A 22,316-nucleotide genomic window follows, 5' to 3' on the forward strand; every position below is an offset into this window, starting at 1 on the left:
CTGTCTCCGGGCAGCGACGCGTCACCGGGACGACGTCGCGAGACGTTCGCGCGCCCACCCGTCCTTCGACATCGTCCCAGACCGAGGCCGCCTCAGCGCCCGACCCGCTGCGCCGCAGCGACCGCCCGCCGCTCCGCCGGCTCGCGCGCGTCGGCCGCCTCCTGCGCCTCGACGCGACGCTTGAACGCGCCCCAGGCCATCAGCGTGCAGCCGCAGCCGTCGCACCGGATCATCGCGTCGTCGGTGAGGTCGGCCGGCAGGCGCACCCCCGGCGAGCCGCAGGACTCGCATCCGAAACCGCTCCGCATCTCGTGCCCCCCTGCTCCCGGTCCCACCGCGCCTGCGAGCTTAAGCATGCTGCGCTGCACGCGAGATGAACGGAATCGGGAAATTCGGGTTAGAGCATTTTCCGACGAAGTGGATACCGGTTCGTCGTAGAAAATGCGGCACAATCAAAGACCTAGAGCGCTTCGCGATTGCAGCGCGATCGTGAAGCGCTCTAGCGGCCCATCTCCAGCTCGAAGGCCGAGACGACGTGGCGGGGCCAGCGGCCCGGCGCCACGAACACCGCGTCGGCCCTCAGCGTGAGCCCGGCGCTCCACGGCGCGCGGGCGATCCAGGCCCGGGCGGCGCCGGAGAACAGACGGCGCTTGCGCGCGTCGATCGCGTCCTGCGCCGCCGCGAGGGTCGGCCGCGCCTTGACCTCGACGAAGGCGATCGTGCCGCCGCGGCGCACGATCAGGTCGATCTCGCCGCCGCCGAGGGAGACGCGCCAGGCGAGCGGCCGGTAGCCCTTGAGGACGAGGGCGAGGGCCGCCAGGAGCTCGGCCCGCCGGCCGCGGGCGAGGTCGAGCCGGCGGCGCGCGGCGTCACGCCTCGCCGGCATCGTCGGCGCGTCGGGCGAGCACGAGGGCGCGGGCATAGACCTCGCGCCGCTTCAGCCCGGTCTCGTCGGCGACGAGGCTGGCGGCGTCCTTGATCGAGTGGCGGGCGAGCGCCGCCTCGATCCGCGCGTCGAGGTCGGCGTCGTGTTCCGGCCCCGGCGCGTCGTCGGGCGCGGTGCCGATCACCACCACCACCTCGCCCTTCGGCGGGCCCGCCGCCGCGTACTCGGCGGCGAGTCCCGCGAGGTCGCCCCGGCGCACGGTCTCGAACAGCTTGGTCAATTCGCGCGCCACCGCGACGGGGCGCGTGCCGCCCAGAACCTCGGCGGCGTCGGCCAGCATCTCGGGCAGGCGGTGGGGGGCCTCGAACAGCACCAGCGTGCCGGGCACGCTGCCGAGCACCGCGAGGCGGCTGCGCCGCGCCCCGCTCTTCTGCGGCAGGAACCCCTCGAAGAAGAACCGGTCGGTCGGCAGGCCGGCGGCGACGAGCGCGGTGATCGCCGCCGAGGGGCCGGGGATCGGGGTCACGGCGAGGCCGGCCTCGATCGCCGCCTGGACCAGCTTGAAGCCCGGATCCGAGACCAGCGGCGTGCCGGCATCCGAGACCAGCGCCAGGGCCTCGCCGTCCTTGATGCGGGCGATCATCCGTTCGCGCACCCCCTCCCCCGAATGCTCGTGATAGGCCACGAGCGGCGTGGTGATGCCGTAATGGGCGAGCAGCGTGCGGGTGACGCGCGTATCCTCCGCCAGCACCGCGTCGGCGGCGGCGAGCGTCGAGAGCGCCCGGAAGGTCACGTCCTTCAGGTTGCCGATCGGGGTCGCCACCACGTGCAGTCCGGGGGACAGGGGCTCGGCCTCGGCGGCGAGGCCGAAGGCGGTGTAGACGGCCGGCCCGCGGCCGGTCGCGCGGCCGGAGGTACGTGGGCGGGAATCATCGCTGCGCTGGGTCATCGCCGCCATCATGCCACGCCCGGCCGGCCCCGCGCCACGGCGCGGCGGCAAAAGAGCGGTCGTTTACTTTTCGTCGGCAGACTTTATGCACCGGGCATGGATGTTGCTGCGAGGTTGCCGGCGCCGATTCGCGGGGCCGACTCGCCGCGCATGGAAGCCGGACCGGGGGAGCGGGCGATGGGGGGCATCGGCCTCGACACTCTGAGGCGTTTCGGACGGAACGCCCTGGCGCTCGCCGCGCTGGCGGGCCTCGCCGCCTGCGGCGGGGTCGACAGCCCGGTCGTCGCCACCCGCACAGCGCCGCCGGTCGAGGCGCCGGCCGCACCCTCCGGCGATGGGACGACGCTCGGTACCGGCAGCGTCAAGGTCGCGCTGATCCTGCCGCTCTCGGGGCCCGGCGCGACGGTCGGCGCCGCCTTGCGCAACGCCGCCGACCTCGCGCTGCAGGAATCGCAGAGCCCCGACCTGAAGATCCTGGTGAAGGACGACCGCAGCACGCCGGAGGGCGCCCGGGAGGCCGCGGCGGCGGCGCTCGCCGAGGGGGCGGAGCTGGTGATCGGCCCGCTCTTCTCCGCCACGGTGCAATCGGCCGCCGCCACGGTGCGGCCGAGCGGCAAGCCGGTGATCGCCTTCTCGACCGATACCAGCGTCGCGGCGCGCGGCGTCTACCTCTTGAGCTTCCTGCCGCAGACCGAGGTCGACCGGATCATCGACGAGACGACGGCGGCGGGGCGGCGCTCGTTCGCGGCCCTGATCCCGGATTCGACCTACGGCCGCGTCGTCGAGGCGCAGTTCCGCGAGGCGGTGGCCCGCCGCGGCGGCCGCGTGGTGGCGATCGAGCATTATCCGCCCGGCAACCCCGCCGCCTCGGTCGGGCGCCTCGCCCCGCTGGTCTCGGGCCCGGCGCCGCAGGCCGACGCGCTGTTCCTGCCTGACACGCCCGAGGGCCTCGCCGCCGCAGGCAGCGCGCTCGCCCGCGCCGGCTTCAGCCCGGCCCGGGTCAAGCCGGTCGGCACCGCGGTGTGGAACGATCCGCGGGTCTTCGCCCTCCCGGCCCTCCAGGGCGGCTGGTTTTCCGCCGCCGATCCGGCGGGCTTCACCGGCTTCAGCCAGCGCTACCGGGCGAAGTTCGGCTCGGACCCGGTGCGGGTCGCGACGCTGTCCTACGACGCCGTGTCCCTCGCCGCGGCGCTCAACCGCCAGTACGGGTCGCAGCGCTTCGCCGACACCACCCTGACCAACCCCTCGGGCTTTGCCGGGATCGACGGCACCTTCCGGTTCCGCCCGGAGGGCACCAGCGACCGCACGCTCGCGGTGTTCGAGATCCGCGGCGGGGCTGCGACGATCGTCAGCCCGGCGCCCCGGGCGCTCGGGCCGTCGGGGACGTAGCGAAGCAGATTTCGCCGAGGTGGTTGCCGGTTCGGCGCCAAAAATCTGCGGCAAGACAAGAACCCAAGACAAGAACCTGAGCGGACGAAGCGTTGGCCTGCCAACGCGAGTCTGCTTAGGCCGCCAGCTCCGCCACCACCGCGTTGAGCACCGGCGCGCCCTTCGGCGTCGCGGCCAGCCGCGCGTCCGGCGTCCGGGCGACGAGCCCGGCCGCGACGAGCCCGGCAACGCGCTCGGGGTCGAGGGGCCGGCCCTTGAGCGCGGCGTAGCGGGCGGGGTCGATGCCCTCGCGCAGGCGAAGGCCCATCATCAGGAACTCGTCGGCCTGGTCGCTCCCGCTCAAGCGCTCCGTCTCGACGATGCCGTGGCCCGCGCCCTCGGCCCGGGCGAGCCAGGCCTCCGGGTTGCGCTCGGTCGAGGTGCCGGTGCGGCCCTCCGGCAGCACCAGCCGGCCATGGGCGCCGGGGCCGATGCCGGCATACTCGCCGTAGCGCCAGTAGAGCAGGTTGTGGCGCGACTCGGCCCCTCGCCGGGCGTGGTTCGAGATCTCGTAGGCCGGCAGGCCGGCCGCCGCACAGACCTCCTGCGTCACGTCGTAGAGGATCCGCGCCGTGTCGTCGTCCGGCACCGTGAGCTTGCCGGCGGCGGCGAGCCCGTAGAACGGCGTCCCTTCCTCGATAGTGAGCTGGTAGAGCGACAGATGTTCCGCCGCCCGGGATATCGCCTCGCGCAGCTCCATCGCCCAGGCCTGCGGCGTCTGGTCGGGGCGGGCGTAGATCAGGTCGAACGAGTAGCGCTCGAAATGCGCCGCGGCGGTCGCCACCGCCCGCATCGCCTCCTCGGTGCTGTGCAGCCGGCCGAGCTTTTTCAGCGAGGCGTCGTCGAGGGCCTGCACCCCGAGCGAGACCCGGTTGACCCCCGCCGCCCGGTAGCCGCGGAAGCGCCCGGCCTCGACGCTGGTCGGGTTGGCCTCGAGCGTCACCTCGACGTCCGGCGCCACATTCCAGGCGCCCGCCACCGCGTCGAGGAGTGCCCCCACCGTCTCGGGCTCCATCAGCGAGGGCGTGCCGCCGCCGAGGAAGATGCTGGTGACGGTCCGCCCCGGCGCGAGGGACGCCGCGTGGGCGATCTCGCGCGCGAAGGCGCCCCGCCACCGTGCCTGGTCGAGGCGTCCGTGGCGGACATGGCTGTTGAAGTCGCAATAGGGGCACTTCGCGGCGCAGAAGGGCCAGTGCAGGTAGACCCCGAAGCCGACGTCCCGGGTCGGATGATCGATCATCCGGCGGATGTGCCGGCCTTAGGCCTCCGGCGCAAGGGGGCCTGCGGCGCGAAGGGGCTGCGGCGCCTCAGCAGATTTCGCCGAAGTGGTTGCCGGTTCGGCGCCAAAAATCTGCGGCAAAACAAGAATCCAAGCGGACGAAGCGTTGGCCTGCCAACGCTTCGTCCGCTTAGACCGGCAGGCCGTGATGCCGCCGGGCGATCAGGCATTCCGGGTCGCCGGGCTCGCAGGTGCGGCAGACCTCGGGGCGGACCGCATAGACCTTGCACGCCACGCGCTCCCCGACACGGCCGTCGAGGGCCGAGCAGCGCTCGCCCTCGCAGCGCATCCGCCCGGCCGGATCGTCGACGTAAGCCGCCGGAATCCGCGCGATGTCGGCATCGTCCTCGGTGCTGAAGCGCGGCCACTCGGCCGAGTAGGCGCAGCAGGCGCCGCATTCCTGGCAAGAGAATCCTTGGGCGGCGAAGGCGGCGGGATCCGCGTGTCCTTGCGTCACGGGCTCAAGGCCTGCGCCACCGCCGGGATCGGGCGCGGCCGGCCGTCGTCGTCGATCGCCACGAAGGTGAACACCCCCACCGTCACCTTCTCGCGGGTCTGGGTGCGGAAGCGCCGGGCCCAGGCCTCGATCTGGATCCGCATCGAGGTGCGGCCGGTGCCGACCACCTGGGTATAGACGCACAGCACGTCGCCGACCCGGACCGGGCGCAGGAAGGTCATGCCATCGACCGCCACCGTGACGACGCGACCTTGCGCCCGCTCGACCCCGGCGATGCCGCCGGCCTGGTCCATCTGCGACATCACCCAGCCGCCGAAGATGTCGCCGTTGGCGTTGGTGTCGGCCGGCATCGCGATGGTGCGCACCGTCAGTTCACCCTGCGGGCGCACCGCCTCGGTCGCCGTGTCCGTCGTCATGATGCTCGCTCCCCCCTGGTCTCGCGGGCGAGCATAGGGCATCGAGGCGCCGGAGTGCGAGCGCCCCGATTCGAAGGCCCCCACGGTTTCTTCCTCCCGTGGGCGGCCCTAGTTTCGGCGCCAAGCCATCAGCCGGAGGACGCATCATGATCCAGGGCCATCCCACCAGCGGCGCCGAAGCCGACCGCGACTGCCCGGTTCCGCTCGCGACCCTCGGGGAGATCTACCGGGCCGAGCCGGAGGACCTGCCGGACCTCCTGAACGCCCTGCCGGTGCAGACCCGCGCCAAGCTCGCGGGCTACCTCTACGCCAAGAGCCACACCCACAAGCTCGGCCTCGTCGTCGCCCGCACCTGCGACAAGGACGACCTGGTGAAGGCGCTCGGCGAGATCGGCGCCGTGGTCCACGGCCAGGCCCACCTGCCGCCGCCCAAGCCGGTCCAGGCCGCCCCGGCGGCGCCCCAGACCCGCAAGATCAGCCTCGGCGGGTCGGGCGCCAAGCGGAGCTTCGACTAAGTCGGCGCAGCGACGATCGACCAGCGCGCGGGCCCGCGAGGGCCCGCCCCTTCAGGCGGCCTCCGTCCCGCACCACTCGGCGACGAACAACGCCATCGCCGTCGTGATGCGCTTGAGCGAGGCGAGGCTGACCCGCTCGTCGAAGCCGTGGATGTTCTCGCTCTTCGGGCCGTAGCAGAGCGCCGGCACCCGGTCGTAGAGGGCGTGGACCCGGGTATCGAGGTAGCCGGCGGTCATGAAGCTCTTCAACGCGCTGTTTGTCGCCGTCTCGTGCGCCCGGCCGAGCACGGCTTCCGCCTCCGAGCCCTCGTCGAGCACGTAGCCCTCGGCGAAGAAGCCGTGGAAGGTGACGCTCGGCGGGCTGTTCGAGAGGAACGCGTCGTCGCGGGCGAAGGACGCCACCGCCGCCTCGATCTCGCGGGCGGCCTCCGCGGCGCTCACCCCGGGATAGATCGCGATGCGGCAGTCGATCCGGCACCAGGCCGGCACCGAGGAGGCCCAGTCGCCGCCCTCGATCCGCCCGATATTGAGGTTGATCGGGTGCGCCTCGCCCTCGAAATGCGGGCGCCCGGCCTTGTCGGCGTTCCAGCGCGCTTCCAGCCCGCGCAAGGCCCCGATGACCCGGTAGGCGGCGTCGATGGCGTTCGCCCCCGTGCCCATCTCGCGCACGTGGACCGGCCGGCCCCGGACCTCAACCCGGAACCACAGCACGCCGGTATTGGCGCGCACCAGCATCTCCTCCTCGGGCTCGGGGATCAGCACCGCGTCGGCCCGGTAGCCGCGCAGGTGGGTCATCAGGGCGCCGTTGCCGGTCGATTCCTCTTCCACCACCGATTGCAGCGTCACGGTGGCGGCGGGCTGGAGCCCGATGCGGCGCAAGCCGTCGAGGGCGAACAGGTTGGCGGCGTGGCCCGCCTTCATGTCGGCGCCGCCGCGGCCGTAGAGCCAGTCGCCCTCCACCACCGGCTCGAAGGGCGGGTAGGTCCAGAGATCGGCGGGGCCCGGCGGCACCACGTCGACATGGGCCTGGAGGATCAGCGAGCGCCCCCGCTCCTCCCGCGGCCGGTGGATGCCGACGACGATCGGCGCCTCGGAATGCTCCGGGCTGAACGTCGCTCCGCCCGGATGCGCCTCGATCCGCGCCCGGTCCATTGCGAAGCGATCCATGGCGTAGCCGCGCTCGCGATACTGGCGGAACACGAAGTCCTGGATCGCCTGCTCCTGCCCGCGGGTCGAGGGGAAGCGGATCAGTGCCTGGGTGTGGGCGATCTGGTCGGAAAAGCCGTCGGCGACGGCCGTAACGATGCGGTCGCGCAGGGCGGGGTCCAGGGACATCGGGAGCTCCTTCGAAGCGGGCGTCCCGTCATAGCCCGGGAGGACGGATGCGACCTATGCGCGGGGCACGCGCGGCGTTGCGCGGCCCGTCCGCGTCGGAGGCTCGAAACGGCTCCGCGATCTGGCCCGCGCGCGTCGCGGTCGCCGTCTCGTCCGTCCGTCCGGCCGATCCGGTGCGGGGCCGTGGCGTTCCGGCCCCTTCCCGGCCCGGGATCCGGGCGCGTAGACCCGGCACACGCCGCCCGGACCTGCCCGCATGCCCGCTCTCTTGTCCCTCCTCCTCGCCGCCCTCCTGAGCCTCATGCCCGTCGCGGCCCGCGCCGAGGCGCCGATGCGCGGCCATGGCGGCCCGGTGCGGGCGCTCGTCGTGACGGCGGACGAGAGCCGGGCGCTGTCCGGCAGCTTCGACGGCTCGGCGATCCTGTGGTCGGTCGAGGACGGCACGGCGCTCCGGGTGCTGCGGGCAGAGGACGGGGCAATGAGCGGGGCGGTGAACGCCGTCGCGCTCCTGCCCGATGGTGGGCTTCTCACCGGGGCCGAGGACGGGCGCGTCGCGCTCTGGCGCGAGGGATCCGAGCCCGAGCGGATCCTCGCGACCCATGCCGGCCCGGTCTCCGGCCTCGCGGTGGCACCCGACGGGCGGCGGATCGCCTCCGCCTCCTGGGACGGCACCGCCCGGATCACGCCCCTCGATGGCGGCCCCGTGCTGGTGCGGCAGGGCCACCAGGGCAACGTCAACGGCGTCGCGTTCCTGCCCGACGGGCGCCTCGTCACCGCGGGCTACGACGCGACCGTGCGGATCTGGCCCGAGGCCGGCCCCCCGCTGACGGTGCAGCTCGAAGCCCCCGTCAACGCCGTGGCGGTCGCCCCCGACGGCGAGATCGCGGCGGCGGGCGCCGACGGCGCCCTGCACCTGCTGCGCCTGGACGGCGCCATCCGGGCACGGATCGAGATCGGTCCCCGGCCGGTGGTGGCGCTCGCCCTCTCGCCCGACGGGCGGACGCTCGCCGCCGCGACGGTCGGCGGCGCGGTGGCGGTGGTCGACCGGGCCGGGGCGCGGGTGCGGCTGACCCTGGTCGGGCCCGGCCTTCCGGTCTGGTCGCTGGCCTTCCGCGGCGCCGACGAACTCGTCACCGGCGGCGGCGACCGGCTGGTGCGGCGCTGGGACCTGTCCACCGGCGAGCCGATCGGCCCGCTCGCCATGGCCCGCCCGGCCGATCCGCTCGCGGGTTTCGCGGGCGACCGGGGGGCGGAGGTCTTTCGCGCCTGCGAGGCCTGCCACACCCTGACCCCCGACGGCGGCAACCGGGCCGGGCCGACCCTCCACGGCGTGTTCGGCCGCCGCATCGGGACGGCACCGGGCTACCCCTACTCCCCGGCCTTCCGGCAGCTCGACATCGTGTGGACGCCCGAGACCGTCGCCCGCCTGTTCGAGGTCGGCCCCGCCCGCTTCACCCCCGGCACCCGGATGCCGGAGCAGACGATCGGCGCGGCGGAGGACCGGGCGGCGCTGATGCGGTTCCTGGAGAAGGCGACGCGGTGAGGTGAGCGCCCGATCTGGCCAAGACTCTTCCTCAATCGACGTGGAACGTGCCGATGATCGTCTCCAGCCGTGCCGCGACATCTGCGACGTCGTAGGGCTGCGTCCAGTCCCCGCCATGCCCGATGCCGTTGCGGCTGTCATAGAGGCGACGGATATACGCGTATTCGGCCAGCGACTTGTCGAGCAGCAACTGGACCCGGATCAGGAACGCGACGTCCGCGAGCTTGCTCCTCCGCACCGTCTCCCAGACGCGACGCTCCGGCCAGGGGCTGGAAGCGGTGCAGCGGGCAGAGAGCAATCGTCCCACCGCCTCGTTCACGGCGTTCTCGAACCGGGTGAACAGATACAGGAAGTAGGCGCGATCGTTGTGTTCGCGCTGCCGCACCGCGAGATCGTAGGCGCCATCGTCGTCTTGCGCGAAGGCCTGGCTCTCCAGCGCCGCGAAGGTACTGTCCGTGATCGCATATTGATCCGCGAGCTCGCGGAAGACGCTCACGGGAGATCGCCGGTTTCGACCACGTGACGAAACACCTCGCCGTCGAAGGAGACGCCACGCGTTCTGTCCCGAGGCCTGTAGACCGTCCATCGGGGCGGGGAGCTCAACGGCTCCGAGCGGTCGACGAGGATCAGCGCGGAAGCCGGCGTGACGAGGTCGACCCGGCCGTTTCCGCCGAGGGTCCACAGACCCTTGGGCTGGCACCGGACGGCGCGGCGGCGTTGCGAGAGCACGTCGAAGGACGGCATGGCACGCGCTTCGACGCCGTATTCGCGCATGAGGTCTTCGTTCATCGGGACAGGGGGGCGGTCGACGATCTCGATGAGCGGATCGTCGGCGGTCCAGCGACCGATCTGCGCCTTGAGATCGTCGAGCCGCCGGAGCCAGTCCTCCACGCGGCGCTCGACGCGCTGGCGCCGCGCCTCGCGCCGAAGCGCGGTCCAGGCCGCCTCGGCCGAGCGATCGCTGCGGAAGCGGTCCAAGTCGTAGGCGATCGCGATCGTGTCGGTTTCCGTCTCGATCTTGTGGCTTTGAAGGTCCGCCCCGCGATAGCCGTGGCCGCGCAACGCCGCCGAGAGCGCGGGCATCGAGAGGTCGGCGGCGTCATCTGCCGCGACGAGATCCGCATAGTCCACGATACCGTCACGGTTGAGGTGAGCGGCGAGCGTGTCGAGGACGTCGTCCGTCGGTCGGTCCATGGCGGCGGAGCCCACAACGATTCCGGACTGGAAAAAATCGGGTGAGCGAAAGGTTAGCGAGTCAGCGGCGGCACGTCCATGTCGCATGACCCGACGGGACGATCCCGCACGCTCGTTGGGCGGCGCGGGCTCACCCCTCCCGCGCCCGGAAGTAATCCTCCGAGGTCCGGGGCCGCCGGTCCTCCGCCTCGTGCGGGTCGAAGCCCTGGTTGAGGACGTGCGAGACCCGGCAGGTGTCGCACATCATCAGCGCCTTGATCCGCTGCTCCCCCGCCGGTCCGGCGAACATCCAGTGCCGGTCCTGCAACCGGCCGATCACCCGCTCGATGGTGCTGCGGGTGCCGAAGGGCTTGCCGCAGGTGACGCAATCGAACGGCTCCTCCTCCTTGAGGACCCGGCGCGGCGCGGCCCAGGCGGCGAAGTCGAGCTGCGGCACGAGGCCGATCGCGTCCTCCGGGCAGGTCGCGGCGCACAGACCGCACTGCACGCAGGCGCTCTCGGCGAAGGTCAGGCGCGGGCGGTCGGGATCGTCGGCGAGCGCGCCCGTCGGGCAGGCGCCGACGCAGGCGTGGCACAGGGTGCAGGCCTCCGCCTTGAAATCGAGGCCGCCGAAGGGCGCGCCGGGGTCGAGCGGCACCCGGTCGACGGGCCGCGGTGCGGCGTGGTGCAGCTCCGAGACCGCGAAGCGCAGGACCCCGCGCACGTCGCCGTCCGGCATGAAGCCCGACGGCACCGGCGCCGGCGTGCCGCGGGCGCTGGCGGCCAGCGCAGCGCCCAAGGCGTCCGGGTCGTCGGTCTCGATCAGCGAGACGACCACGCCGCCCTCCGCCGGCCCGTAGCCGAGGGCCCGGGCCACCGCGTCGAACCGGGCGGCGTTGCGCAGGAGGGCCGCGACGTCGTGCTTCGGTCGTGCCCGGACGAGGAACCGCACCCCGGCCGCGCCGTAGGCCAGCGCCGCGGCGATCGTCTCGGGGCCGACCTGCGTCACCTCGTTGACCGGGAACGGCAGCACGTCCGACGGCAGCCCGTCGCCGAAGCGGGATAGCGCGTCGATCAGGGGCGCGCCGTGCGCCTCGTCGTGGACCAGCAGCACCGGGGCGGTACCGCCCGCCCGGTGGAAGGCGGTGAGCAGGGTGCGCAGGCGCCGCATCAGCGCGTCGGCCGGCGGCAGGGCGTAGGCCGCGGCCCCGGTCGGGCAGACCGAGGCGCAGGAGCCGCAGCCGGCGCAGACATGCGGATCGATGGCGACGTGGTCGCCGGCAGGCAGGATGGCCCCCGTCGGGCAGACGTCGAGGCAGCGGGTGCAGCCGGTGATGCGCGAGCGCGAGTGCGCGCAGAGGTCGGCGTGGAAATCGACGAAGCGGGTCTTGTCGAAGGTGCCGACGAGGTGGGAGGCCTCGAACAGTACCCGCTCCAGGGCCGCCGGGTCGCCGGGATCGGCGCGCAGGTAGCCGCTGCGCAGCTCGTGGCCCGGGAAGAGCGGCGTGCCGCCGGTGAGGTCGACGATGACGTCGCAGGTCGAGGTCGCGCCGTCCCGCGCCGGCCCGAAGGCGAGCACCCGGCGCGAGGAGGGCAGCGGCAGGGCGGTGTCGTCGACCTTGAGCGAGAAGGCGCCGAGATGGCCGCTCGCCGCCCGCACGGTGCCCTTCAGCACCGGGATCTCGCCGGTGCGCGGCGGCGTCACATCGCCGGGGCGGGAGAGCAGCACCGTGACGTCGAGATGGTCGGCGAGACGCTGGCCCGCCTCGATCGCGACCTCGTCGCGGCCGTAGACCAGGGCGACGCCCCGGCTCTCGAAGCTCACGCTCGCCGGGGACGGCATCGGCTCGGCGGCGGCGGCGAGCAGGGCCGCCATCTTCGGCCCCGCCGCATCGGCCTCGCGCGACCAGCCGGCGGTCTCGCGGATGTTGGCGAAGGCGACGCGGTCCTCGGCGCCCAGCTCCTCGGCCACCTCGCGAAACAGCGGCGCCTTGAGGGTGCAGGAGACGGTGACCGGCATCCCTGAGGCCATCGCGGCCCGCACCCGCTCCAGCTCGCGGCCGCAGAGCTGGTCGCCCGTCTGCAACGATCCACCGCAGGCCTTGCCGATCGCCGCCGCGTCGAGGGGCATGCTGCCCTCGCAGGAACAGGCGATCACGATCCGATCCGACACCACACGCGTCTCCGACCGGGCGCGCGGCCGGACCTGCCGGGCGCCGCCCCCTGGGGCGTCATGCCCCTTGTTCACCGGTCCAGCGCTATATACGAGCCGTTAAAAAGAACGACCCGACACGTGCGCGCAGGCACCGCCATCCCCCTCATGACCCTCGCGGATCCCCAAGGCCTGATGTTGCCGCCCGCCTTCCGGCTCCTGCGCGCGAGCGCCGCCGAGACGGCGCACGACCGGGCCTGCGCGCTGGCGGCCGACGACGACGGGGCCGCCGGCACCCTGGTGCTCGGCGCCCGGCCCGGCACGATCGAGGTCGCGGTGGTGCTGGCGCCCGAGGAGCCGCTGGCGACCGCCCGCCTCGTCGGGCTCGTCGGCCTCACGGCGCTCGCCGAGGCGGTCGGCAGCCACGCCCCGCCCGACAAGCCGGTGACGCTGGACGCGGGCGGCGCCCTGCACTTCGACCGCGCCCGCCTCGGCGGCGGGCGCCTGGCCTGGGCCCGCGATTGCGCCGAGGACGCGGTGCCGGACTGGCTCGTCTTCTCCGCCATGCTGATCGCCTCGAAGCGCGAGGCGGGCGATCCCGGCCACACCCCCGATTCGACCTCGCTGGAGGAGGAGGGCTTCGAGACCGGCGCCGACGCGCTCGTCGAGAGCTTCGCCCGCCACCTCCTGCGCGGCCTCTCGCTCTGGGCCGAGGACGGGCCCGCGTCGGCCCTCGCGCGGGCCCGCGACACCCTCGATGCCGATCCGGCGATGCTCCGCCTCGACGGCACCGGCTGGTTCGATCCGACTCGGGGAGGCCCGCGCCTGTGAGCCTCAAGCTTCCCCGCACCCTGCGGCTCGACCCCTCCGATACCCTGGTCTTCCCCTTGGCCGCCCCGCCGGGCGAGTGGGCGGTGACCGGCAGCTTCCTGTTCCTCGACGGCGATCCGGCGGCGCTCGCCGGCAAGGAGCGGGCGGCGTTCCGGGCCGGCTTCGTCGGGATCGACTCGTTCGGCTTCTCGACCCTGGTGATGGTGAGCGAGGCGAGCCGGCTCGAGCGCGACGCCGCGACCGCGGCGCTGGCGGCGCAGTTCGAGGCCCGCCTCGGCGCGCCGGACCGGGACAGCGCGCTTGCCGCCGCCCGGGAGGAGATCGCGGTCGCCGAATCGCTCTGCGGCCCGCCGGTCGGCACGGTGCTGGCGCTGCACCGCACGCTGGAGGACGGCGAGATCCGCGAGCGGTTCCGGGCCCTGCGCCCGCGGGAGGACGCGGTGCCGGGAAGCGACCGGCGCCACGCCTATGCCCGCGCCTTCGATTTCTACGAGTCCGACGAGGCGCCCGAGGAGCGGGTCGACCTCGCGGGTCTGCTGGACGGAAAACCCCGATGACCGAGTTCTGGGTCTCGAGCGGGCACCACCTCACCCGGCGCGACGCGGGCGGCGGGCTCGTCGTCACCGACGAGTTGCTGCTGGCCTACCTCGCCCGGCCCGAGCTGGTGCCGCCCGACGAGGCCTGCGCCGCCGAGCGGGCGCTCCACGCCGCGCTGCTCGCCGATCCCCGCCGGCCGGTCACGCCGGCCGAGATCGCGGCGCTTGAGGATGCCGACGCGCGCGAGAACTGGGCGATGATCCTCGCCTTCCGCGACCGGCTGCTCGCTGCCCGCACCGTCGAGGCGGCCTATCTCGACCTCGTCCGGCGCGGGAGCGCCGGCACCCCGATCCTGTTCCTCAACCAGCTCGTCCACCTGATCCTGCGCAACGCCCTCGACGGCTGCGACGACCCCCATACCTTGCGCGCCGCCGAGCTGTTCTTCCGCCCGCAGCGGGCCTCCGTGACCGACGGGTCGCTGCTGCTGGCCGATGCCGAGCTGATCGACGAGGCGGAGGGGGCCGGGCGCCAGTCGCCGCTCGTCGCGATGCTCGGGCGCGAGCCGGTCTCCGAGCTCGACGTCCTGACCGCCGACAACGCCTGGACCTACTGGAGCCGATCGGACGCCTTCAGCATGGCGCTCAACCTCGGCTCCGACCCGAGGAGCCGCGAGGGGCTGGCGCGGGCGATTCGCGCCTTCGTCCACCACCTCATGGCGGTCGAGGTCGAGGTCGCGCCGGTTCCGGCGATCGAGGACCGGGACTGGCGCTGGTTCGTCGGCCTCGACCAGGAGGGCACGCGGATCGGCAACGCCCTGTGGCGCGGGGAGACCGTCGAGCCGGGTGCCGCCGAGCGGGTGATCGCGCTGTTCCGGCTCGTGATCCGCGATGCGGCCCGGGCCGACCCGCGCGTCGGCGACCGGCCGGTCTACCTGATGCTCGCCATGACCCCGGACCGCCTCGTGACGATGAAGCCGCAGAACCTGGTCGCGGGCCTTCCCGTTGTCCAGGCGGGAGAGGCCTGATGAGCACGCAGCTGATCTCCGTCGGGGTCGTCGTCGCCAAGCGCAAGCTGAAGGGGCCGTGGGCGAGCCACGCCTGGCTTCCCGTCGCGGTGCTGCCGGGGCTGCCCGGTACGGCGCCCTGGACCCGCCTCTCGGCCTCCGAGGACGAGGAGACGTTCTACGCCGGCGCCTACGAGATCGAGCTGCACCCGGCCGAGACCGCGCATTACGGCGACAACCTCGCGGCGGCGCAGCCCTCGCTCTGGGTCGCCCTGCGCGAGACCAGCCCTGAGACCTACGCCGTCGCGACCGTGACGGCCGATCCCTACGAGGGCGAATCGCTCGCCGAGGGCATCGGCGAGATCGTCGAAGCGGTGCCGATGCCGCCGGAGATCCAGGCCGAGGTCGGGGCGTTCTACCGGGCGTTCCACGTCGAGCGGGTCTTTCACAAGCGCAAGCGCGACCGGGCCGATCCGGAGGCCCTGGCGCGGCAAGGCGCCCACCAGGGGGCCGGCGGGCGGCGCCGGCCGGAGGAGCCGTGAGCGACGGCTTCCTCGCCCGCTGGTCGCGACGCAAGCGCGACGAGGCGCGCCGGCCGGCGGACGTCGCCCCCGAGGCCGTGCCGGCCGAGCCCGCTTCTGTGCCGCCCGAGGACGAGGCCGGCCTCACGCCCGAGGAGCTGGCGCAGCTCCCCTCCCTCGACGCGCTGACCGCCGCGACCGACCTGACGCCGTTCCTGCGCGCCGGCGTGCCGCGGGCGCTGCGCAACGCGGCGCTCCGCCGGATGTGGTCGGTCGATCCGGCGATCCGCGATTTCGTCAGCGAGGCGCGGGAATACGCCTACGACTGGAACACCCCCGGCGGCGTGCCGGGGACGGGAGGCCTGATCTCCGCCGAGGAGGTGCGGGCGATGGTGGAGCGGGTGTTCGGCGGTGGGGAGGAGAAATCCTCCGCGGTCGCCGACGAGGGCGACGTTTCCGGAGACGTCGCGCCTTCCCCCTCTCCCCGCGGGCGGGAAGAGGCCTGCACCCCCCTCGTCGGGGGTGAAGGGAGCCCGCGCAGCGAACCGCAGGTTCGCCGCGAGGGTGAGGGGGTCTCGACGGACGAGGTTCCCCCGGAACCACCCCCTCACCGTCGGGTCGAGCCCTACGGGATCGATGCGCCGCCTCGCTCCGTCGACGACGAGGTCGCCGGAGCCCTCTCCCCGCCCGCGGGGAGAGGCGACGCGCATCTCCCCCTCGCCTCCTTGCCTCCGTTGGACGGAAGCCCGCGCCTCGCACCGGCCGGTCGGGAGCCGGAAGCGGAGCGGGAGTCATCGCCCCCCTCCCCGCCCCGCCTGCGACGTCATGGCGGGGCCGTACCGATTTGAAGCGTTAGAAAGTAGAATTGTGCGCCATGGATTCCCCGGTATGGTGCCGGCCACGGGGTGCTGCATCCTCCAAATGATGGAGAGGATCGAGCGTCGGCAGCCCCGGGGAACGAAGCCGCGTTGCGCGAGGTGATGGTGAACCAGGGCCCCGGTCCGACCGACGAGATCGACGCTCTGCGCGCGCAGGAATACGACCTCCTGGCGGCGTTGCTCGGCCGCGCGCCGGCACCGGACCTGCTCGCCGGCCTGCAAGGGCTCGACGGCGACGGCTCGCCGCTCGGCCAGGCCCACGCCGCGCTCGGGCGTGCGGCCCGCGAGGCCGACCACCGGGCCGTCGGGCGCGACTACTTCGCGCTGTTCGTCGGCGTCGGGCGCGGGCTGATCATGCCCTACGCCTCGTACTATCTCACCGGCTTCCTCAACGAGCGGCCGCTCGCCCGGGTGCGCCAGGACCTCGCCGAACTCGGGCTCGAACGGGATCCGGGATCGAGCGAGCCGGAGGACCACGCCGCCACCCTGCTCGAGGTGATGGCGACCCTCGCGGGGCGGCGTCTGCCGGCCGAGGACGGGGCCGATCACCGCTTCTTCGAGCGGCATCTGAAGCCGTGGATCGGGCGTTTCTTCACCGACGTCGCGGCGCAGGCCGCGACGCCGTTCTACCGGGCCGTCGGCGAACTCGGCGAGGTGTTCACGACGGTCGAGGCCGAAGCCTTCGCCATGGAGGCGTGAGGTGGACGGCGCGGTCACACAGAGGAGAGCCGCGATGCGGCAGGACGACGATACCCGGAAGGACGGCGCGGGGCTCGGACGGCGGCAGTTCTTCCGCGCCCTCGGCGGCGGCACCGCCGCGGCGGCGGCCGCGGTCGCCTCCGTGCCGCTCACGCCCACCGAGGCGCAGGCCTACGACCCCGGCAATGCCGAGACCCGGTCGCGCTACCGCGAGACCGATCACGTCAAGGCCTTCTACCGCACCAACGGCTACGAGACGCTGAAGAAGTGAGACCGTCGATGCTGACCAAGCGCAGGAACGGCGTGGCGGGCCGCGGCAGCCACCAGGCCCTCGCCGCGGGCCTGACCGCCCACACCCTCGACCGCCGCGGCTTCCTGCGGAAATCGGGGCTGGCCGCCGGCGGGCTCGCGGCCCTCGGCACGGTGCGGCTCGGCGCGGTGCGGCAGGCCCAGGCCGCCGGCTCGTCCGCCGACCCGGCCCAGGCCGTGATCCGCAAGAACGTCTGCACCCACTGCTCGGTCGGCTGCACGGTGACGGCCGAGGTCGTCAACGGAGTCTGGGTCGGCCAGGAGCCATCCTGGGCGAGCCCGATCAACCGCGGGGCGCATTGCGCCAAGGGCGCGGCGATCCGGGAGCTGGTCCACAGCGACCGCCGCCTGCGCTACCCGATGAAGATCGTCAACGGCGAGTGGCAGCGGATCTCCTGGGACCAGGCGATCACCGAGATCACCGACAAGCTCCAGGCGATCCGCAACAAGAACGGTGCGGATTCGGTCTACTGGCTCGGCTCGGCCAAGTTCACCAACGAGGCCTCGTACCTGTTCCGCAAGTTCGGGGCGTACTGGGGCACCAACAACGTCGATCACCAGGCCCGCATCTGCCACTCGACCACGGTGGCGGGCGTGGCCAACACCTGGGGCTACGGCGCCCAGACGAATTCCTACAACGACATCCGCAACGCCAAGACGATGATCATCCTCGGCGGCAATCCCGCCGAGGCGCACCCGATCTCCATGCAGCACGTGCTGTCGGGCAAGGAGATCAACCGCGCCAACATGATCGTCATCGATCCGCGCTTCACCCGGACCGCCGCGCACGCGACCGAGTACGTCCGGATCCGCTCGGGCACCGACATCCCGGTGATCTGGGGCATCCTCTGGCACATCTTCCAGAACGGCTGGGAGGACAAGGCCTTCATCGAGCAACGCGTCTACGCGATGGACGACGTCCGCAAGGAAGTCGCCAAGTGGACGCCCGACGAGGTCGAGCGGGTCTCCGGCGTGCCGGGCGAGCAGCTGAAGCGCGTCGCCGAACTGTTCGCCAAGGAGAAGCCCGCCACCCTGATCTGGTGCATGGGCGCGACCCAGCACACCGTCGGCACCGCCAACGTGCGGGCGCTCTGCATCCTGTGCCTCGCCACCGGCAACGTCGGCAAGCCGGGGACGGGCGCCAACATCTTCCGCGGGCACACCAACGTCCAGGGCGCGACCGATCTCGGCCTCGATGTGACGACGCTGCCGCTCTATTACGGCCTCGTCGAGGGCGGCTGGAAGCACTGGGCCCGGGTCTGGGAGGTCGAGTACGACTGGCTCCAGTCGCGCTTCGACGAGGTGCCCGCCAGCGCCGGCCGCAAGGCGCGCTCGCGCAAGGAGAACATGGAGACCCCCGGTCTCACCTCGACCCGGTGGTTCGACGCGGTGAGCCTGCCGGCCGACCAGGTCGACCAGCGCACGCCGCTCAAGGCCATGATGGTGTTCGGCCACGGCGGCAACACCGTGACCCGGATGCCCGAGGCGGTGAAGGGCATGGCCGAGCTGGAGCTGCTCGTCGTCGCCGACCCGCATCCGACCACCTTCGCGGCGATGGACGCCCGCAAGGACAACACCTACCTCCTGCCGATCTGCACCTCGCTCGAGATGGACGGGTCGCGCACCGCCTCGAACCGCTCGCTCCAGTGGGGCGAGCAGATCGTCAAGCCGGCCTTCGAGTCGAAGAATGACTACGAGGTCATCTACCGGATGGCCCAGAAGCTCGGCTTTGCCGACAGTCTGTTCAAGAACATCAAGGTCGTCGACGGCGTGCCCGACGCCGAGGACCTGCTGCGGGAGATCAACCGCGGCGGCTGGTCGACGGGCTATTGCGGCCAGAGCCCCGAGCGCCTGAAGGCGCACATGAAGAACCAGCACAAGTTCGACCTCGTCACGCTCCGCGCGCCGAAGGACGATCCGGAGGTCGGCGGCGACTATTACGGCCTGCCGTGGCCGTGCTGGGGCAAGCCCGAGCTGAAGCATCCGGGCACCCACATCCTCTACAACACGTCGCTGCACGTGAAGGAGGGCGGCAGCACCTTCCGGGCCCGGTTCGGCACCGAGCGCAACGGCCAGACGCTGCTGGCGGAGGATTCCTTCACCAAGGATTCCGACCTCACCGACGGCTACCCCGAATTCACCTTCGGGGTGTTCCGCAAGCTCGGCTGGGACAAGGACCTGACGGCGGACGAGCTCGCGACGATCCAGCGGATCGGTGGCAACAACCCGGATACGGTCAGCTGGGCCACCGACCTGTCGGGCGGCATCCAGCGGGTCTGCCTCGACCACGGCGTGATCCCGTTCGGCAACGGCAAGGCGCGGGCGAATGCCTGGAACCTGCCCGACCCGGTGCCGGTCCACCGCGAGCCGATCTACTCGCCCCGGCCCGACCTCGTCGCCAAGTACCCGACGCGGCCCGACGAGCGGCAGTTCCGCATGCCGAATGTCGGCTTCTCGGTGCAGAAGGCGGCGGTCGACCGCGGGGTGGCCAAGGAGTTCCCGATCATCCTCTCGTCCGGCCGCCTCGTCGAGTACGAGGGCGGCGGCGAGGAGACGCGCTCGAACCCCTGGCTCGCCGAGCTGCAGCAGGACATGTTCGTCGAGGTCAACACCCAGGACGCCGCCGAGCGCGGCATCAAGGACGGCCAGTTCGTCTGGGTCTACGGTCCGGAGAACACCTCGAAGGCCAAGGTGAAGGCGCTCGTCACCGACCGCGTCGCCAAGGGCGTGGCCTGGATGCCGTTCCACTTCTCGGGCTGGTTCCAGGGCAAGGACATGCGCGACTTCTACCCGAAGGGCGCCGACCCGGTGGTGCTCGGCGAGAGCGTCAACACCGTCACCACCTACGGCTTCGATCCCGTGACGGGCATGCAGGAGACCAAGGTGACCCTCTGTCAGATCAGCGCGGCGTAAAGGGAGGGGATCCTCATGGCCAGAATGAAGTTCCTCTGCGACGCGGACCGCTGCATCGAGTGCAACGCCTGCGTCACCGCCTGCAAGAACGAGCACGAGGTGCCGTGGGGCATCAACCGTCGCCGGGTCATCACCCTCAACGACGGCAAGCCCGGCGAGCGCTCGGTCTCGATGGCCTGCATGCACTGCACCGACGCGCCCTGCGCGGCGGTGTGCCCGGTGAACTGCTTCTACACCACGGCCGACGCCGTGGTGCTGCACTCCAAGGACCTGTGCATCGGCTGCGGCTACTGCTTCTACGCCTGCCCGTTCGGGGCGCCGCAATATCCCCGCGTCGGGAACTTCGGCTCGCGGGGCAAGATGGACAAGTGCACCTACTGCTCGGGCGGCCCCGAGGTCGACCTCTCGGTCGCCGAGTACGAGAAGTACGGCTCGAACCGCCTGGCGGAAGGCAAGCTGCCGCTCTGCGCCGAGATGTGTTCGACGAAGTCGCTGCTCGCCGGTGACGGCGAGATGATCGCCCAGATCTACAAGGAGCGGGTGATCAAGCGCGGCTACGGCTCGGGCGCGTGGGGCTGGAAGACGGCCTACCGCGAGACGATCGCGATCTGAGGGATACCGATGCGCAGGCTGACCTCCATCGCCCTCGTGGCGGCGACCCTGATGCTGGCGGGCCCCGCCGGCGCCCAGGTGCGCGCGCCGGACGGCGCCCCGAACCCGACCGCCTCCTCGGTCAACGAGGAGCTTCTGTTCAAGCAGGATCCGAAGATCCACGGGCGGATCTCGATCCCGAACCCGACCGCCGCCAACCTGATCCAGCCGCAGGGGCGGGAATGGCGCGAGTTCCGCGAATCCTGGCTGCCGTGGATCGGCGCGCTCGCCGTGCTCGGCATGATCGCCGCGCTCGGCCTGTTCTACTTCACCCGCGGGCGCATCCGCCTCGAGCACAGCGAGGAGTCCGGCAAGAAGCTCCTGCGCTTCAACAGCTTCGAGCGCTTCTCGCACTGGATGACGGCGAGCTGCTTCATCATCCTGTCGCTGTCGGGCCTGAACTACATCTTCGGCAAGCGGCTGCTGATGCCGATCATCGGGCCGGAAGCGTTCGCCACCCTGGCGCAATACGCCAAGTACGCGCATATCTATCTCGCCTGGCCGTTCATGCTCGGCGTGGTGTTCATGCTCGTGCTGTGGGTGCGTGACAACATCCCGGGCAAGATCGACTGGATCTGGCTCAAGCAGGGCGGTGGCCTGCTCGGCGACGCGCATCCGAGCGCCGGGCGCTTCAACGCCGGCCAGAAGATGGTGTTCTGGATGGTGGTGGGCTTCGGCTTCGCCATGGGCGCCACCGGCCTGATGATGATCTTCCCGTTCGCGTTCACGGACATCAACGGGATGCAGATCATGCAGGTGATCCACTCGCTGATCGGCGTGGTGTTCATCGCCGGCATCCTGGCCCACATCTACATCGGGTCCCTCGGCATGGAGGGCGCCTACGATGCCATGGGCAGCGGCCAGGTCGATCTCGCCTGGGCCAAGGTCCACCACGACCTCTGGGTCGAGGAGCAGCAGGCGAAGACCGCGAGCGGGCCGCAGCTCGGCCGTGGTCAGGTTCCGGCGGAATAAGGACAAGGTGCGGAGACAGCGATGAAAGCCTTCCTGATCGCCGTCGTGGCGGCGGTCGTCCTGGCGACCGCGGCGAGCTTCCTGCTCGCCGAGAACCAGCGCTTCGCCTATCAGGCCTTCGCCACCTCCGGCGCCCGGGTCTCGGATCCGGGCACCAACCTCGTCGGCCCGCGTTGGACCGGCGACATCAAGGAGCCCGGCCAAGGCACCCACAAGCCGGCCGGCCACAAGGCGGAGGCGGGATCGTGAGCCGCGTCAGCATCATCCTGGCCGCTGCCGGCCTCGCCGTCTCGGTCGGTGCCGCGCAGGCCGCCGGCCCGCCGGCCAACCTGTGCCAGGAACTCGTCGCCTTCGTGCACCCGAAGGCACCCGACGCACCGGCAGGCGGCGCAGCCCAGCCGGCCCCCGCCGCCGTGCAGGCCCCCGACAAGGGCGCGGCGCAGCAGCCGAGCGGCGGCGCCGGCGAGGTCCAGCAGAAGTCGGGCCTCAGCGGCCCGGTGGCGCAGACCGGGCCCGGTGCGGCCGGGCCGCAGGGCCAGGCGCAGGCTCCATCCCAGGCCGCACCCGCCCCCAGCGGCGCGCCGGCGCAGAAGGGCCCGAGCCCGGAGCAGGTGGCGCAGGTCGACGCCGCGGCAGGAGCCAACGATGTCCAGGCCTGCCGCGCCGCGGCGCGGGCGATGCGCAAGGCCGGGGTGGTGATGCCGGCGCCGCTGCTGGCGCTGTCGGCGCTCGATCCGAAGTTCTTTGCGCAACAGTGATCGACGCCGGCGGGTCGTTGAGCGTTCTCCGCCAGTCCCGATGACCCTCGACGTCATCCCGGGGCTCGCCGGAAGGCGAGAACCCGGGATCCATAACCGCTGACGTTGCAG

25 protein-coding genes are annotated in these 22,316 nt (G+C 72.3%); 15 read left to right on the forward strand and 10 right to left on the reverse strand.

Translation table 11 applies throughout. From position 1 onward, the window contains the following. Positions 1–92: 92 nt before the first annotated feature. From ACS5PV_RS01060 to rsmI, 3 genes are all read right to left on the reverse strand, one after another. Positions 93–308, reverse strand: a complete 216-nt coding sequence (locus ACS5PV_RS01060; RefSeq protein WP_455393536.1) for a hypothetical protein — start codon at positions 306–308, stop codon at positions 93–95. A 191-nt stretch (positions 309–499) separates the two neighbouring features. Then, on the reverse strand, positions 500–886 hold the full coding sequence (locus tag ACS5PV_RS01065) for a YraN family protein (RefSeq protein ID WP_455393537.1): 387 nt from the start codon (positions 884–886) through the stop codon (positions 500–502). Next, the gene (rsmI, locus tag ACS5PV_RS01070) at positions 870–1,835 is read right to left on the reverse strand and encodes a 16S rRNA (cytidine(1402)-2'-O)-methyltransferase (protein ID WP_455393538.1); all 966 of its coding nucleotides are present in this window, start codon (positions 1,833–1,835) and stop codon (positions 870–872) included. Before rsmI ends, ACS5PV_RS01065 begins: the two co-directional genes overlap by 17 nt. 150 nt (positions 1,836–1,985) lie before the next feature. On the opposite strand from rsmI, the gene ACS5PV_RS01075 reads away from it, so the two are divergent. Beyond that, entirely contained in the window at positions 1,986–3,224 is a 1,239-nt protein-coding gene (locus ACS5PV_RS01075) for a penicillin-binding protein activator (protein ID WP_455393539.1), read from the forward strand. A 115-nt stretch (positions 3,225–3,339) separates the two neighbouring features. Here ACS5PV_RS01075 and hemW read toward each other — a convergent pair whose 3' ends face one another. The 3 genes from hemW to yciA all read right to left on the reverse strand — a co-directional run bounded on the left by hemW (position 3,340) and on the right by yciA (position 5,415). Next, a complete protein-coding gene (gene hemW, locus ACS5PV_RS01080) occupies positions 3,340–4,503 on the reverse strand; it encodes a radical SAM family heme chaperone HemW (RefSeq protein WP_455393540.1) in 1,164 nt (387 codons plus the stop codon). Positions 4,504–4,672: 169 nt separating this feature from the next. Beyond that, positions 4,673–4,999, reverse strand: coding sequence for a YkgJ family cysteine cluster protein (locus tag ACS5PV_RS01085; RefSeq protein WP_455393541.1), 327 nt, complete (start codon positions 4,997–4,999; stop codon positions 4,673–4,675). Continuing rightward, complete coding sequence (yciA, locus tag ACS5PV_RS01090) at positions 4,996–5,415, reverse strand: acyl-CoA thioester hydrolase YciA (RefSeq protein WP_455393542.1); 420 nt, start codon at positions 5,413–5,415, stop codon at positions 4,996–4,998. The genes ACS5PV_RS01085 and yciA overlap by 4 nt, the downstream gene beginning before the upstream one ends. Before the next feature lie 146 nt (positions 5,416–5,561). Here yciA and ACS5PV_RS01095 point away from each other — a divergent pair, with 146 nt between their 5' ends. Continuing rightward, positions 5,562–5,930, forward strand: a complete 369-nt coding sequence (locus tag ACS5PV_RS01095) for a hypothetical protein (RefSeq protein ID WP_455393543.1) — start codon at positions 5,562–5,564, stop codon at positions 5,928–5,930. 51 nt (positions 5,931–5,981) lie between these two features. Here the strand turns inward: ACS5PV_RS01095 and ACS5PV_RS01100 are convergent, their stop codons facing one another. Continuing rightward, a complete protein-coding gene (locus ACS5PV_RS01100; RefSeq protein WP_455393544.1) occupies positions 5,982–7,265 on the reverse strand; it encodes an ArgE/DapE family deacylase in 1,284 nt (427 codons plus the stop codon). Between the two features lie 256 nt (positions 7,266–7,521). Here ACS5PV_RS01100 and ACS5PV_RS01105 point away from each other — a divergent pair, with 256 nt between their 5' ends. Then, on the forward strand, positions 7,522–8,808 hold the full coding sequence (locus tag ACS5PV_RS01105; RefSeq protein ID WP_455393545.1) for a c-type cytochrome: 1,287 nt from the start codon (positions 7,522–7,524) through the stop codon (positions 8,806–8,808). A 31-nt stretch (positions 8,809–8,839) separates the two neighbouring features. Here the strand turns inward: ACS5PV_RS01105 and ACS5PV_RS01110 are convergent, their stop codons facing one another. From ACS5PV_RS01110 to ACS5PV_RS01120, 3 genes are all read right to left on the reverse strand, one after another. Next, positions 8,840–9,304: a hypothetical protein gene (locus tag ACS5PV_RS01110; protein ID WP_455393546.1), complete on the reverse strand. Its 465-nt coding sequence runs from the start codon at positions 9,302–9,304 to the stop codon at positions 8,840–8,842. Then, positions 9,301–10,002 carry a hypothetical protein gene (locus ACS5PV_RS01115; RefSeq protein WP_455393547.1) on the reverse strand — a complete coding sequence of 234 codons (702 nt, stop codon included), beginning with the start codon at positions 10,000–10,002 and terminating at the stop codon, positions 9,301–9,303. Before ACS5PV_RS01115 ends, ACS5PV_RS01110 begins: the two co-directional genes overlap by 4 nt. A gap of 130 nt (positions 10,003–10,132) precedes the next feature. Beyond that, on the reverse strand, positions 10,133–12,112 hold the full coding sequence (locus ACS5PV_RS01120) for a 4Fe-4S binding protein (protein WP_455393877.1): 1,980 nt from the start codon (positions 12,110–12,112) through the stop codon (positions 10,133–10,135). A gap of 216 nt (positions 12,113–12,328) precedes the next feature. Between ACS5PV_RS01120 and ACS5PV_RS01125 the strand changes: the two genes are divergently transcribed. The 12 genes from ACS5PV_RS01125 (at position 12,329) to ACS5PV_RS01180 (ending at position 22,205) form a co-directional block, all read left to right on the forward strand. Beyond that, entirely contained in the window at positions 12,329–12,964 is a 636-nt protein-coding gene (locus ACS5PV_RS01125; protein WP_455393548.1) for a biotin/lipoate--protein ligase family protein, read from the forward strand. Continuing rightward, positions 12,961–13,521 carry a DUF6505 family protein gene (locus ACS5PV_RS01130; protein WP_455393549.1) on the forward strand — a complete coding sequence of 187 codons (561 nt, stop codon included), beginning with the start codon at positions 12,961–12,963 and terminating at the stop codon, positions 13,519–13,521. The genes ACS5PV_RS01125 and ACS5PV_RS01130 overlap by 4 nt, the downstream gene beginning before the upstream one ends. Next, positions 13,518–14,525 carry a DUF6352 family protein gene (locus tag ACS5PV_RS01135; protein WP_455393550.1) on the forward strand — a complete coding sequence of 336 codons (1,008 nt, stop codon included), beginning with the start codon at positions 13,518–13,520 and terminating at the stop codon, positions 14,523–14,525. The genes ACS5PV_RS01130 and ACS5PV_RS01135 overlap by 4 nt, the downstream gene beginning before the upstream one ends. Beyond that, the gene (locus tag ACS5PV_RS01140) at positions 14,525–15,046 is read left to right on the forward strand and encodes a DUF3305 domain-containing protein (RefSeq protein WP_455393551.1); all 522 of its coding nucleotides are present in this window, start codon (positions 14,525–14,527) and stop codon (positions 15,044–15,046) included. The genes ACS5PV_RS01135 and ACS5PV_RS01140 overlap by 1 nt, the downstream gene beginning before the upstream one ends. Further along, positions 15,043–15,873, forward strand: a complete 831-nt coding sequence (locus tag ACS5PV_RS01145; RefSeq protein ID WP_455393552.1) for a DUF3306 domain-containing protein — start codon at positions 15,043–15,045, stop codon at positions 15,871–15,873. Before ACS5PV_RS01140 ends, ACS5PV_RS01145 begins: the two co-directional genes overlap by 4 nt. 132 nt (positions 15,874–16,005) lie before the next feature. Further along, entirely contained in the window at positions 16,006–16,602 is a 597-nt protein-coding gene (locus tag ACS5PV_RS01150) for a TorD/DmsD family molecular chaperone (protein ID WP_455393878.1), read from the forward strand. Positions 16,603–16,636: 34 nt separating this feature from the next. Further along, positions 16,637–16,873, forward strand: a complete 237-nt coding sequence (locus ACS5PV_RS01155) for a formate dehydrogenase (protein ID WP_455393553.1) — start codon at positions 16,637–16,639, stop codon at positions 16,871–16,873. Between the two features lie 8 nt (positions 16,874–16,881). After that, positions 16,882–19,824: a formate dehydrogenase subunit alpha gene (locus ACS5PV_RS01160; protein ID WP_455393554.1), complete on the forward strand. Its 2,943-nt coding sequence runs from the start codon at positions 16,882–16,884 to the stop codon at positions 19,822–19,824. A 15-nt stretch (positions 19,825–19,839) separates the two neighbouring features. Further along, positions 19,840–20,436, forward strand: a complete 597-nt coding sequence (gene fdh3B, locus ACS5PV_RS01165) for a formate dehydrogenase FDH3 subunit beta (protein WP_048442646.1) — start codon at positions 19,840–19,842, stop codon at positions 20,434–20,436. Positions 20,437–20,445: 9 nt separating this feature from the next. Then, positions 20,446–21,447, forward strand: coding sequence for a formate dehydrogenase subunit gamma (locus ACS5PV_RS01170; RefSeq protein ID WP_455393555.1), 1,002 nt, complete (start codon positions 20,446–20,448; stop codon positions 21,445–21,447). 21 nt (positions 21,448–21,468) lie between these two features. Next, the gene (locus ACS5PV_RS01175; RefSeq protein WP_455393556.1) at positions 21,469–21,696 is read left to right on the forward strand and encodes a hypothetical protein; all 228 of its coding nucleotides are present in this window, start codon (positions 21,469–21,471) and stop codon (positions 21,694–21,696) included. Then, on the forward strand, positions 21,693–22,205 hold the full coding sequence (locus tag ACS5PV_RS01180) for a hypothetical protein (RefSeq protein WP_455393557.1): 513 nt from the start codon (positions 21,693–21,695) through the stop codon (positions 22,203–22,205). The genes ACS5PV_RS01175 and ACS5PV_RS01180 overlap by 4 nt, the downstream gene beginning before the upstream one ends. Positions 22,206–22,316: the final 111 nt, after the last annotated feature.

Source organism: Methylobacterium sp. Gmos1 (assembly GCF_053764715.1).

Coding starts and splice junctions, on each gene's coding strand:
- ACS5PV_RS01060 (WP_455393536.1), bottom strand. CDS start 308: ATGCGGAGCGGTTTCGGATGCGAGTCCTGCGGCTCGCCGGGGGTGCGC.
- ACS5PV_RS01065 (WP_455393537.1), bottom strand. CDS start 886: ATGCCGGCGAGGCGTGACGCCGCGCGCCGCCGGCTCGACCTCGCCCGC.
- rsmI (WP_455393538.1), bottom strand. CDS start 1,835: ATGACCCAGCGCAGCGATGATTCCCGCCCACGTACCTCCGGCCGCGCG.
- ACS5PV_RS01075 (WP_455393539.1), top strand. CDS start 1,986: ATGGAAGCCGGACCGGGGGAGCGGGCGATGGGGGGCATCGGCCTCGAC.
- hemW (WP_455393540.1), bottom strand. CDS start 4,503: ATGATCGATCATCCGACCCGGGACGTCGGCTTCGGGGTCTACCTGCAC.
- yciA (WP_455393542.1), bottom strand. CDS start 5,415: ATGACGACGGACACGGCGACCGAGGCGGTGCGCCCGCAGGGTGAACTG.
- ACS5PV_RS01095 (WP_455393543.1), top strand. CDS start 5,562: ATGATCCAGGGCCATCCCACCAGCGGCGCCGAAGCCGACCGCGACTGC.
- ACS5PV_RS01100 (WP_455393544.1), bottom strand. CDS start 7,265: ATGTCCCTGGACCCCGCCCTGCGCGACCGCATCGTTACGGCCGTCGCC.
- ACS5PV_RS01105 (WP_455393545.1), top strand. CDS start 7,522: ATGCCCGCTCTCTTGTCCCTCCTCCTCGCCGCCCTCCTGAGCCTCATG.
- ACS5PV_RS01115 (WP_455393547.1), bottom strand. CDS start 10,002: ATGGACCGACCGACGGACGACGTCCTCGACACGCTCGCCGCTCACCTC.
- ACS5PV_RS01120 (WP_455393877.1), bottom strand. CDS start 12,112: ATGCCCCTCGACGCGGCGGCGATCGGCAAGGCCTGCGGTGGATCGTTG.
- ACS5PV_RS01125 (WP_455393548.1), top strand. CDS start 12,329: ATGTTGCCGCCCGCCTTCCGGCTCCTGCGCGCGAGCGCCGCCGAGACG.
- ACS5PV_RS01135 (WP_455393550.1), top strand. CDS start 13,518: ATGACCGAGTTCTGGGTCTCGAGCGGGCACCACCTCACCCGGCGCGAC.
- ACS5PV_RS01140 (WP_455393551.1), top strand. CDS start 14,525: ATGAGCACGCAGCTGATCTCCGTCGGGGTCGTCGTCGCCAAGCGCAAG.
- ACS5PV_RS01150 (WP_455393878.1), top strand. CDS start 16,006: ATGGTGAACCAGGGCCCCGGTCCGACCGACGAGATCGACGCTCTGCGC.
- ACS5PV_RS01155 (WP_455393553.1), top strand. CDS start 16,637: ATGCGGCAGGACGACGATACCCGGAAGGACGGCGCGGGGCTCGGACGG.
- ACS5PV_RS01160 (WP_455393554.1), top strand. CDS start 16,882: ATGCTGACCAAGCGCAGGAACGGCGTGGCGGGCCGCGGCAGCCACCAG.
- fdh3B (WP_048442646.1), top strand. CDS start 19,840: ATGGCCAGAATGAAGTTCCTCTGCGACGCGGACCGCTGCATCGAGTGC.
- ACS5PV_RS01170 (WP_455393555.1), top strand. CDS start 20,446: ATGCGCAGGCTGACCTCCATCGCCCTCGTGGCGGCGACCCTGATGCTG.
- ACS5PV_RS01175 (WP_455393556.1), top strand. CDS start 21,469: ATGAAAGCCTTCCTGATCGCCGTCGTGGCGGCGGTCGTCCTGGCGACC.